The organism is Shewanella glacialimarina, assembly GCF_020511155.1.
GTDB classification, from domain to species: Bacteria; Pseudomonadota; Gammaproteobacteria; order Enterobacterales; family Shewanellaceae; genus Shewanella; species Shewanella glacialimarina.
This window is the reverse complement of the sequence record NZ_CP041216.1, coordinates 3,050,726-3,063,393: the sequence shown is the minus strand read 5'-3', so window position 1 is coordinate 3,063,393 and position 12,668 is coordinate 3,050,726. Positions and strand designations below refer to the sequence as shown.

6 protein-coding genes are annotated in these 12,668 nt (G+C 42.6%); 4 read left to right on the top strand and 2 right to left on the bottom strand.

What is annotated here, in order from left to right; genetic code table 11:
• Positions 1-368: 368 nt before the first annotated feature.
• The 4 genes from purL to cydX all read left to right on the top strand — a co-directional run bounded on the left by purL (position 369) and on the right by cydX (position 8,183).
• On the top strand, positions 369-4,250 hold the full coding sequence (purL, locus tag FJ709_RS13350) for a phosphoribosylformylglycinamidine synthase (protein WP_226415995.1): 3,882 nt from the start codon (positions 369-371) through the stop codon (positions 4,248-4,250).
• Between the two features lie 1,095 nt (positions 4,251-5,345).
• The gene (locus FJ709_RS13345) at positions 5,346-6,902 is read left to right on the top strand and encodes a cytochrome ubiquinol oxidase subunit I (protein WP_226410520.1); all 1,557 of its coding nucleotides are present in this window, start codon (positions 5,346-5,348) and stop codon (positions 6,900-6,902) included.
• A 15-nt stretch (positions 6,903-6,917) separates the two neighbouring features.
• On the top strand, positions 6,918-8,057 hold the full coding sequence (gene cydB, locus FJ709_RS13340; protein WP_226410519.1) for a cytochrome d ubiquinol oxidase subunit II: 1,140 nt from the start codon (positions 6,918-6,920) through the stop codon (positions 8,055-8,057).
• A 15-nt stretch (positions 8,058-8,072) separates the two neighbouring features.
• Positions 8,073-8,183, top strand: a complete 111-nt coding sequence (cydX, locus tag FJ709_RS13335) for a cytochrome bd-I oxidase subunit CydX (protein WP_226410518.1) — start codon at positions 8,073-8,075, stop codon at positions 8,181-8,183.
• A gap of 144 nt (positions 8,184-8,327) precedes the next feature.
• On the opposite strand, the gene FJ709_RS13330 is transcribed toward cydX, so the two are convergent.
• Both FJ709_RS13330 and FJ709_RS13325 read right to left on the bottom strand, forming a co-directional pair.
• Complete coding sequence (locus FJ709_RS13330) at positions 8,328-11,384, bottom strand: efflux RND transporter permease subunit (protein WP_226410517.1); 3,057 nt, start codon at positions 11,382-11,384, stop codon at positions 8,328-8,330.
• Positions 11,381-12,511, bottom strand: coding sequence for an efflux RND transporter periplasmic adaptor subunit (locus FJ709_RS13325; protein ID WP_226410516.1), 1,131 nt, complete (start codon positions 12,509-12,511; stop codon positions 11,381-11,383). The genes FJ709_RS13330 and FJ709_RS13325 overlap by 4 nt, the downstream gene beginning before the upstream one ends.
• Positions 12,512-12,668 lie beyond the last annotated feature (157 nt).

Here is a 12,668-nt window from a genome sequence, read left to right as displayed (position 1 = left end):
TAAGCTCATGCAGAAAGAGTTAATCGCTAAGCTGTTGGGTATTTTATGCCGCCTACTTTAGCAGGAGTTATTAAAATCGCATAGTGTTGGTTAAAATAGCAGCGGTTATGCTGAGCTAAATGATGAAATTGCATTGTCAATGTTATGCCAATGTTACGATTAACGTGCTTAACAAGGCTAATTGCCGATAACCTTTAGTATAGAGGTTAGATTGATTTTTTGGGTTTTGCTCTGCTTTGTTGGCTCGATATTTTGTCTATTAGGAAACACTGTTTTCAAACAGCATGGTAGGTGATTTGTACTGTGCAATTCCCTATAATAGCGCCAATTCTGACCCTCCTATATAATTTATAAGGTGAATAGACGTGATGGAAATCATTCGCGGAGCCCCAGCACTTTCTGCATTTAGAGTTCAAAAACTCATCGAGGCCTGCGACAGCGCAGATCTTCCTGTGAAAAGTATCTACGCTGAATATACGCATTTAGCTGATTTAACTGAACAATTAGATGATAACGAGCGTGTTCAGCTTGAACGAATTCTTACCTATGGCCCTGCCATTGAGTCCCACGCCCCACAAGGACAATTAATTTTTATCACGCCTCGTCCTGGCACTATTTCGCCTTGGTCTTCTAAAGCTACTGACATAGCCCGCAATTGTGGCTTGAGTAAGGTAAAGCGTTTAGAACGTGGTATTGCCTACTATGTTGAATCACAAGTGTTAACGACTGAGCAATATGCCCAGTTAGTGAGCTTGCTACACGACCGCATGATGGAGGTTGTACTTAACGATTTCGCCGCTGCAGATGTGTTGTTTACTCGAACAGAGCCTGCAAAATTCAAAAGTATTAATATTCTTGCCGAAGGTCGCCGTGCATTAGAAGTGGCTAACGTCAAATTAGGTCTAGCCCTGGCTGAAGATGAGATTGACTACCTAGTCGAGAACTTTGTGCGTTTGAAGCGTAATCCAAACGACATCGAGCTGATGATGTTTGCTCAAGCAAACTCTGAGCATTGCCGCCATAAAATCTTTAATGCTGATTGGACAATTGATGGTGAAGTTCAGCCAAAATCATTGTTCAAAATGATCAAAAACACTTTTGAAGTGACTCCAGATTTCGTGCTGTCAGCGTATAAAGACAATGCTGCGGTAATGACAGGGCCTGTTGCGGGTCGCTTCTTCCCTGATCCAGATGGCGTTTATAACTACCACACAGAACCTATGCATATCTTGATGAAAGTGGAAACCCACAATCATCCAACCGCAATTAGCCCGTATCCTGGCGCGGCTACAGGTTCTGGTGGTGAAATTCGTGATGAAGGTGCGACTGGTCGTGGTTCTAAGCCTAAAGCAGGTTTAACCGGTTTTACGGTTTCGAACTTGAAAATTCCGGGTTTTGTTCACCCATGGGAAGATAATTACGGCAAGCCTGACCGTATCGTCACACCACTTGAAATTATGCTTGAAGGCCCACTAGGTGGCGCGGCATTTAACAACGAGTTTGGCCGCCCTGCGATTACAGGTTATTTCCGTACCTATGAGCAGCAAGTGTCTAGCCATAACGGTGTGGAAGTGCGTGGATACCATAAGCCAATCATGATAGCGGGTGGTTTAGGTAACATTCGTGATGAGCATGTGCAAAAAGGCGAAATTACCGTTGGCGCTAAGCTAATTGTATTAGGTGGCCCAGCAATGAACATCGGACTTGGCGGCGGTGCAGCATCTTCTATGGCATCGGGTCAATCAAGTGAAGATTTAGATTTTGCTTCAGTGCAACGTGAAAACCCAGAAATGGAACGTCGTTGTCAGGAAGTGATCGACCGTTGCTGGCAGTTAGGTGATGCGAACCCAATTCAGTTTATTCACGATGTGGGTGCAGGTGGATTATCAAATGCCTTCCCTGAATTGGTAAATGATGCAGATCGCGGCGGGGTATTCAATTTACGTAACGTGCCGTCAGATGAGCCAGGCATGAGCCCGCTTGAAATTTGGTGTAACGAGTCACAAGAACGTTATGTATTGTCTGTTGCGCCTGAGAATCTAAAGCAATTTGCAGATATTTGTGCCCGTGAACGTGCACCTTTTGCCGTTGTTGGTGAGGCGACTGAAGAAATGCATCTAACGCTTGCAGACAGTCACTTTAACAACAAGCCAATCGATTTACCGCTTGAAGTCTTATTAGGCAAAGCGCCTAAAATGAGCCGTGATGTGGTATCTGCTAAAGCGGTTTCACCCGCGTTAGACCAATCTAAAATTGATGTTAAAGAAGCTGTTAAGCGTATTTTAACCTTGCCTACAGTGGCAGATAAAAGTTTCTTGATTACCATTGGTGATCGTTCAGTTACCGGTTTAGTTAACCGTGACCAAATGGTTGGCCCTTGGCAGGTGCCAGTTGCCGACTGTGCGGTAACGGCATCAAGCTATGACAGCTACTGCGGTGAAGCTATGTCTATGGGCGAACGTACTCCGTTAGCTTTGCTTGATTTTGATGCATCTGCCCGTATGGCGGTGGCTGAATCAATCATGAACATTGCAGGCACAGATATTGGCACATTTAAACGTATTAAGTTGTCAGCAAACTGGATGTCTCCAGCAGGTCACCCTGGTGAAGATGCCGGTTTATATCAAGCTGTGAAAGCCATTGGCGAGGACCTTTGTCCTGAGCTTGGCATTACCATTCCTGTCGGTAAAGACTCAATGTCAATGAAGACGGCTTGGGAAGATAACGGCGTGCAAAAAACCGTGACCTCACCTATGTCGTTAGTGATCACCGCCTTTGGTGTAGTACAAGACATTCGTAAAACAGTCACGCCAGAACTTCGCACCGATAAAGGCGATACCGCTTTATTAATGCTCGATTTAAGCAATGGTCAAAACCGTTTAGGTGGCTCTTGTTTAGCTCAGGTTTACAGTGAATTAGGCGATGTTGCGCCAACATTGGATAAAACTGCTAACCTAGCAGGCTTCTTTGAAGTGATGCAAAAGTTAGTGGCTGACCAAGCTGTTATCGCTTATCACGATCGCAGTGACGGTGGCTTATTTACCACATTAGTGGAAATGGCTTTTGCCGGTAATACTGGCTTAAACATCGATTTAGCCAGCTTGAACGGTACAGATTTAGAGCGTTTATTTAACGAAGAGTTAGGCGCTGTTATTCAAGTTAGCCAAGATGACGCTGTTAATATAGCTGCTCTGTTTGAAGCTAAAGGGGTAACTTGCCATAACATTGGTGGCCTACAAGCCGCTGATATGATTAGCATCACTGATGGTCAGCGCATTATTTTTGCCGATACTCGCACCGCATTACGGACGTTATGGTCTGAAACCACTTACCGCATTCAAGCGTTACGTGATAACCCAGAATGTGCTAAAGAAGAGTTCGCTCTCAAGCAACAAGCTGATGCACCGGGCTTAACCGTTAAGTTAGCTTTTGATCCAAACATTGACGTTGCAGCGCCTTATATCTTAAAAGGTTTAGCGCCTAAGATGGCTATTTTACGTGAGCAAGGGGTTAACTCTCACATTGAAATGGCTGCGGCATTTGACCGTGCAGGTTTTGAAAGCCGCGATGTGCATATGTCAGACATTCTATCAGGACGTATTAGCTTAGAAGAATTCCAAGGCCTAGTGGCGTGTGGTGGTTTCTCTTACGGTGATGTATTAGGTGCTGGTGAAGGTTGGGCTAAGTCAATTCTGTTCAACAGTCGTGCCCGTGATGAGTTCAGCCGCTTTTTTGAGCGTGACGCTAGCATCGCTTTGGGTGTATGTAATGGTTGTCAGATGTTATCTAACTTGAAAGAAATCATTCCAGGTAGCGAACATTGGCCACGCTTTGTCCGTAACCGTTCTGAACGTTTTGAAGCACGTTTCAGTTTGGTTGAAGTGCAACAAACTCCATCGGTCTTTTTTGAAGGCATGGTCGGTTCGCGTATGCCTATCGCTGTTTCACATGGTGAAGGTTTAGCGGAATTCGCCAATGCACAGGCATTAGCAAAAGCAGAGGCGTCGGGCACTATTGCATTGCGTTATGTTGATGGCCATGGCCAAGTTGCTGCTCAATACCCTTTAAATCCAAATGGTTCACCAAATGGTTTAACGGGTGTGTGTACGACTGATGGTCGTGTAACGATTATGATGCCGCACCCTGAGCGTGTATTTAGAACCGTAGCCAACTCTTGGCACCCAGAAGAGTGGGGCGAAGATAGCCCATGGATGCGTATGTTCCGCAATGCTCGAGTTAAGATTGGCTAGGTAGTCTTAAGTTTAGCGCTGTAAATTGAACTAATAAAAAGGTGACTATTTATAGTCGCCTTTTTTATTTTTATCGCTAAAACATTCCATTACGACGAGTGATAGAACTGTTAGGCGTAAAAAAGCCCATTCAGTGATGAATGGGCTTTTTTGTCTCAATCATCGTATTGTTAAAAACAATGATTGGCTATTTTGCGCTAACAAAATATCAAATAGGATAAAATGAATTATTTCATTTCTTTTGCGTTGTACATCTCAACAAAAGCACGCTTGTATAAGTTGACAACGTTTTCAAATAATTTAGTCATAGCAACATCTCTTAGATCAATAAGTTCAGTAATTGAACGATAAAAACACCTTGGGCTTAAGATAACGACTCCCTGGCATGAATGCTGCTCGTTTTCTTAATAGGTATATCATACTGAGATTGAAGTTTGCGTTCAAACGAGTAAAAATGATTTTTGCCATTAGATAATCTAATTAATGATTTATTTCGTTGTTTGTTTTTATTTGTTTTGTTTTTAATTTAGTTGTTGATTTGTAAGTTTTTTATATATTTTATTACAGTTTGTAATATTTATATAATTAATCCATTATTATTTATTCTTGCTATTTCATACTTCCTGTTAACAATTGGCGTAAGTTGTGATTTTTATTGTTGATTAAGGTCGATGCGTTTTTTTCCTAGCAAGTGGCATGTTTTTGTCAATACCTAAAAGTGGGTGGTGATATATGTGATAGTCGGGCAGATGATTTTTTATGATTAAATTGTGAGCTGTCTGACATTAAATTCAAAGTTAGTAAGAGTCGGTTTTTTGCTAAGTAGATGATTATTTATATTAAAATTAGATTCATTCGAAAAATCTAATTGTCATCACATTTTTGATTAAAAAACATGACCTTTTGCTTAATTATACCTTAATATGTATACCGTTTAGAATTGGACTTGAAAACGCAGACAAACAGATTAATTTATCATTTTATATACATTGGTGAGTTGTTCATTGCGTCAATATGACTGTTTTCAGGTATAACGTCATTATAGCAACTATGTTGCTATGCAGTATTTGGTTGTACTGAAGTAAGGAGTCGCCAATGATTATTGAAGAGGTTGTTGAGCTATCGCGTTTACAATTTGCGCTGACAGCCATGTATCACTTTCTGTTTGTTCCCCTCACATTAGGTTTAGCTTTTATTCTTGCGATCATGGAGTCACTTTATGTGATGACAGATAAGCAGATATATAAAGACATGACTAAGTTTTGGGGTAAATTATTCGGAATTAACTTTGCCTTAGGTGTCACTACCGGTTTGGCAATGGAATTCCAGTTTGGTACTAACTGGTCCTATTTCTCACATTATGTAGGTGACATTTTTGGTGCGCCATTAGCTATTGAAGGCTTAATGGCATTCTTCCTGGAATCAACCCTAGTGGGAATGTTCTTTTTTGGATGGGACAGATTCAGTAAGCGTCAGCATTTAGCCGTTACCTGGTTGGTTGCGCTTGGCTCTAACATGTCTGCGTTGTGGATTTTGGTTGCCAATGGTTGGATGCAAAACCCTGTAGGGTCAGTGTTTAACTACGAAACCATGCGTATGGAAATGACCAGCTTTGCTGAGGTTATTTTTAACCCAGTTGCACAGGTTAAGTTTGTTCACACAGTTGCATCGGGCTACGTCGCTGGTGCCATGTTCGTTCTGGCAATCAGCTCATACTACATTCTAAAAGGCCGTGACTTACCTTTTGCGCGTCGCTCATTTGCGATTGCAGCAAGCTTTGGTATGGCCTCTATTTTATCTGTTATCGTGTTAGGTGATGAATCTGGCTATAAAGTTGGTGAAGCACAGCGTGTAAAGTTAGCCGCAATTGAAGCTGAATGGCACACTGAGCCAGCTCCTGCTGCCTTTACTGTTGTCGGGTTTCCTAACCAGGAAACAATGAATACAGACTATGCGATAAAAATTCCTTACGCGATGGGTATCATTGCGACCCGTTCATTAGATGAGCAGGTTACCGGGATTATTGATTTAATCGATGAACATGAAGTGCGTATTCGTAACGGCATGATCGCTTATTCCTTCTTAACCCAATTACGTGCTGGTGATGAAAGCCAGGAGCTGCGTGATAATTTTGAAGCTACCAAACATGATTTAGGTTATGGCTTTTTGTTAAAGCGCTATACCGAAAATGTGGTTGATGCAACAGAAGAGCAAATTAAAGCTGCTGCCAAAGATTCTATTCCTAGCGTAGCACCGATATTTTGGTCATTCCGTATCATGGTTGGTTCTGGAGTATTAATGCTGTTTATCTTTGCTGCTGCATTCTGGCAAAGTACGCGTCATCAAATCGCAGAGAAAAAATGGGTACTTAAAGCTGCATTATACGGTTTACCATTACCTTGGATTGCCATTGAATGTGGTTGGTTTGTGGCTGAGTATGGCCGTCAACCTTGGACCATTTCTGAAGTGTTACCGACCTTTATGTCAGCCTCTAGTTTAACGACGGCAGACCTGTGGTTCAGTATTATTTCAATTACCTTGTTCTACGCAATATTACTGGTAATAGAAATGTTCTTAATGTTTAAGTATGCCCGTCTTGGCCCTAGTAGCATGAAGACTGGCCGTTATCATTTTGAAAACCAAGATGCTTAATCAGAGGACCTAATTATGTTTGAGTATGAAGTATTAAGATTTATTTGGTGGGCATTAATTGGTGTGCTGTTTATTGGCTTTGCTGTAACAGACGGATTTGATATGGGGGTCGGTGCCTTGTTACCCATTATTGGTAAAGATGACACTGAACGCCGTATTATGATCAACACCATCGCCCCCCATTGGGATGGCAACCAGGTGTGGTTAATTACCGCTGGTGGAGCGTTATTCGCTGCCTGGCCAATGGTTTATGCTGTCTCATTTTCAGGCTTTTATGTCGCGATGATGTTGGTATTGTTTGCCTTATTCTTGCGTCCTGTTGGGTTTGATTATCGTTCAAAAATCGAAGATCCAAAATGGCGTAAGTCATGGGATTGGGCATTATTTATCGGTGGTTTTGTGCCCCCGCTGATCATTGGCGTTGCCTTTGGTAACTTGTTGCAAGGTGTACCGTTTAACTTTGATGAGTTTTTACGGGCTAAATACCATGGTGGTTTTTTTGGATTACTTAATCCATTTGGACTACTAACAGGCCTTGTCTGTGTCAGCATGATCATGATGCAAGGTGCTGCCTGGTTACAAATGAAAACCGAAGGTGAGTTACGTGTTCGTGCGGCTAACATGACTCAAATTTGTGGCGGTTTGTTAGTTGTACTATTTGCAACTGCCGGTGTGTGGCTAGCCAATGGTATTGACGGTTACGTGATTACTTCAACACTTGATTTAGCGGGGCCTTCAAACCCAACTAATAAAACGGTAGCGATTGAAGCGGGTGCTTGGTTAGTCAATTATGACAAATACCCTGTTACCATGTTATTCCCTGCATTAGGTTTATTAATGCCAGTGTTAGCGATATTTGCTAGCCGGTTTAATCGCAGTGGGTTTGCGTTCTTTTTCAGTTCATTGGCTATTGCGGGGGTAATTTTAACCTGTGGTGCTGCTATGTTCCCATTCGTTATGCCATCGTCACTTGAACCCAATGTGAGCTTAACCATGTGGGATGCAACCGCAAGCCAAATGACCTTAAAAGTAATGACGTTTGCAGCGATAATCTTTGTTCCAACTGTATTAAGTTATACGATTTGGACTTACTACAAGATGTATGGCCGCTTAAGTCGCAACTTTATTGAAGACAACAAGTCATCACTTTATTAATAGGAGTCATCATCTATGTGGTATTTTGCGTGGATTTTAGGTGTGTTGCTTGCTTGTTCCTTCGGTATCATCAATGCGTTATGGCTTGAAAATACTGAAAACATGGACCGTAATGCCGAAGAGTAATTGCTAGCCCTAGTTTTATAAAATGTAGGTTATTAACATAAAAAGCCGCTTTAGTGATAAAGCGGCTTTTTTAATGATAATTTATTTAGTCCCCATGCTGCCTAATGCAAAGTGGTTTATATTTGTCACTGATTCATTTAATTCTCACAGAGAGAGCTGGCTAGATTTTGGTTTCATAAGTAAACGGTACATCACAGGTACCCAGATGAGTGACAACATGGTGGTTAATAATGTTCCGCCCGCTATCGCAATTGCAAAGGGTGGCCAAAATCCACCGCCAGCAATGATTAACGGTAAAAAACCGCCGATAGTGGTGATGGTTGTCGATCCAATATGGCGGCCACAACTGCTAACGGTATCAACAATTAATGCCATATTGCCTTGTCTGGCCTCAGGTAAGTCCTCAAGTTCAGCCAGAATCACAATGGCGGCATTAATGGCTAATCCCATTAAACCCAATAAACCAATAATCACCGTAAAACCAAATGGGTAGCCAAACACAAACACCACTAATAACCCCAGTCCGGCCGATTGTATGGCGCTGAGTAAAATAATACCGGTTAGCCTAAATGAGTTAAATGACAACACTACTGTGGTCAGCAATAGCGTGACTACCACCACCACATTGGATAATAAGTTCCCCACAGCTTCATTTCGTTTGGCGCTTTCACCGCCGACTTCAATGCGATAACCCGAGGGTAAATTAATCTCAGCTAACTTTTGCTTCACGTCATTTAACACCTGAGCAGGTAATACACCACTGGTGATATAGGCTTCAATGGTATTGACCCGCTCACCGTTACGACGGGGTATTGCACCACGACTGACGCTTATTTCGTTATAAGATAATGCCGACAGTGGAATGCCTGTGCCTGAAGGTGATACCAGATTAAGCTCGGCTAGGCGGGTTGCTTGTTCGCGGCTGTTATCGCCAAGTCTGACTCTAATAGGTAAAGATTCAGTTTGTTCTAAAATACTGCCACCAATAATACCGGTTGTGGCCATTTGCACTTGATTGGCAATATCGGTCAAGCTAAGGCCGCTTATCAAACTAGCGTCTTCGTTGACCTGTAACCATAACTTTGGCGCTCCGGGTGATAGGGTGCCACGGGTATGAATAACATCTGGCGTAGCAATAAGCAGGGCGCGAACCTGATCGCCAATTTCTTTTAATGTGTCAAGATTAGGTCCATAGACTAATAGCTCCACTGGCGCATTAAAAGGTGGGCCTTGCTCTAACTTTCGCACCAAAATTTGTGCTTGAGGGAATGCAATGTCTAGCTCATTTTGTAGCTGTGGGATCAATTGATTAGCGGTTTCAAAGTCTGCAGCTTTAACCATTGCCTGGGCGTAATTAGTCGCCCCTTGTTGACGTTGAGTGAGGTTGTAGTAAAAAGAAGGCGTATTGCCGCCCACAACCCAGGTGACTTCACTAATATCAGTTATCTGTTGTAGCTTTTTATCAATTAAATCCACTTGCTGACGGGTGTTTTCAATACTCACCTGCGGGGCAAGATGGACTTCAATTTGAAACATATCCCTGTCAGACGGCGGGAAAAACTGCTCAGTCATTTGTCCTACAGCCATAAAACCACTTATCGGTAAAATACCCACCAACAATGCGGTTAACAGTGGTCGCTTTAGTGCAAATTCTAAACTGGCTTTAAAAGCATACCCCAACCGTGGAAAGGCCATCCCTTGTTGATACCATGCCGTAGCGGGCTCGCTTCGACTAAAGCGTCCAGCAAGGCCAGCAATAAGCGTATGAGAAATAATGTATGAACCTAAAAGTGCGAACATCACTGAAATAGCAATGCCGCCAACAAATTCACCCGCAGCACCTGGCATTAGCATAATAGGTGCAAAGGCAAGCATGGTGGTAATGGTTGACCCAGCTAACGGGAGCCATAAATGATGCAGAGTCTTCGATACGGCTTCTAGTTTACTCATCCCCTGTTGGCGTCGTTGCGCTATGGCATCAACAATCACAATGGCGTTATCAACCATGATCCCCAATGCAACCACTAAGCCTGTAACTGACATTTGGTGAATAGGTAAGCCAGTGTATTTCATACAGGCTAAGGTAAATAGCGCGGTTAATGGCAGAGATAACGCGACAATAAGTGCATTACGCAGACCGAGCGTGAGCATTAGCACTGCGACAATAATGACAAAACCTTGCAGCAGATTAATCACCAAATCACCTAAACGGACGCTGGTGTAACCTTGCTGGTCAAATAACCATTGTACTTTTATGTTTGCTGGTAAATTTTTTGAAAAAGTCTCAATGGTGTCGGCAACATGTTGTTGCCACACATCCACTCGGTGACTATTTAACATGGTCGCGCCAATCAGCACGCCTTGCTGACTATCTATTAATGCAATGCTGCTGGCTGGAGTTTTAGATTGCCTGCTAATGGTTGCCACATCACCCAAGCGAATGATTTGACCATCATCGTCGACTTTTAATGGTACTTGGCGAATGCGGCTTTGTGAATCGAGCTCACCAGACACTTCAACCAAGGCACGAAATTGATCGTTATTGATTTCGCCAGCTGAAATTTTGCTGTCAGCATTAGTCAGAATTTGTGCAATCGTGCCGGGCGTTAATTTAAGTTGGCTGATTTTATTGCCATCTAACTCAACCAATATTTCTTCTTCTGGTGCGCCATAAAGTCTGGCAAAATCAGTACCTGATAATAATCTAATTCGGCTTTCTAACTCTTTGGCATAGCGATTTAAAATATCACTTCTTACTGGCGAGTCGTCATCCCACACAACACCTAAAATAGCAGTACTGGCATAACCAAATTGATCATCTAATGTGCTGTTTTGTGCTTGTGCGGGTAAGTAACGTTTGGCGTCTGCAACTAAGTCTCGCGCCCTTGACCATACAGGATCGGTTTCTGTAATGGTGTCTTTAAGTTCCAGTTGAATCACCGAAATCCCTGGGCGAGAAGTAGACTGAACCAGCTTTAACTCTTCTAAGCGACGTAACTGAGTTTCTAACTCTTCCGTCACCAGAGCTTCTACGCGTTCAGCTGAAGCGCCCGGGTAGTGGGTTATAACGGATGCAAAGCGATTGGTGATATGCGGATCTTCTGTTCGCGGTAGACTAGAAATAGCACCAAGACCTGCCACAAGAAGGAGGGCGATAAATAAACTGGTAAGTCGACCGTTTTCTAAAAAGGCTTTAATCATAATGCCTCCGCCATCACGGTTTTAACAGGTGTCACAACCTGACCTACCACTAACTTATGTAAACCTTCCACAATAATGGTGTCGTCAGCGCTTATTGCACCTTTGATATAAGCTTGGTCTTGATTGGTATAGATAATTTCAACGTCACGACGTTCAATCGCATAGTGATTGCTGCCGCTCATGTCAGCTTGTTTACTTAATACAAATATGTTCCACAATCCTCTAACGCCATCAGTTAATGCCGAAATAGGCACCCAATAGCCGGCAACTTGGATGTTTTGATTGTATTCAAGATAGGCTATTTCACCATTAAGCACAGTGGCATCGTGGGGTAAACTTATCCGTAACTGCACTGTACGCGTAATGCTATCAACTTCAGCACTGATCCCCGCAATGATACCATTGAGACTTTGATCACCAACACGCACAAGCACTTGTTGTTGATTAGCTAACCCTTGTGCCACCGTAATGGGTACACCAATATATGCCTGTTGTTGATCATTACCAATTAAGGTGAACACCGGACTGCCTAAGCCAATAACCTCACCCACATTGTGATGCCTTTTACTGATTTTGCCGTTAAAAGGGGCGGTTAAGGTGGATTTTTCAATTTTAAGATTGGTGGCATATAAGCTGGCATTTAATCTTTGGCTGTTGGCCTGCAAGCCATTAACTTGTTGCTTGGTTTCATCTAATTGTTGTTCAGAGACGTAATTTTTATCTTTTAAGGCCAAGGTGCGTTTTAGGGTGCTTTGGGCAAGGTCTAGGTCAGCTTTTGTTTGTTGCAGGCTTGCTTCAAGTTGTTGTTTTTCAGCCTGAAGTAAATTTGTATCAAGTGTGGCAAGTGTTTGCCCTTTAATAACGCTATTACCACTATCGACATTTATGCCATTGAGTTTTCCCGCTAGCTCAAAACCAATACCTGTGGTGTTTGCAGAGCGAATCGTACCGGTATAGGTTTGTTCATGTGGATAATAATTGGATGCGACAATGTTTGAGACTGCTACCGTTTGATAACTAACAGACTTTGAATGTTGCTTAACCTCTGAGCCACAGCTACTGACGAGCAATATGCTTAATAGGCCTACCATATATCGATGCATTGAGCGGGTCGATTTATGTTCCATGATTGTATTCTCCAATGCTATCGAGCGTGTATTACACGTTAATAAAACAAGTCTATGTTTAGGTTAATGATGTAACGTTAGTGTTAACTAGACTGCCTAGTCTAGTTTTAAGGAACTAGACTGTCCAGTCCATTTTGTGATTAAATAGTGTTAACTG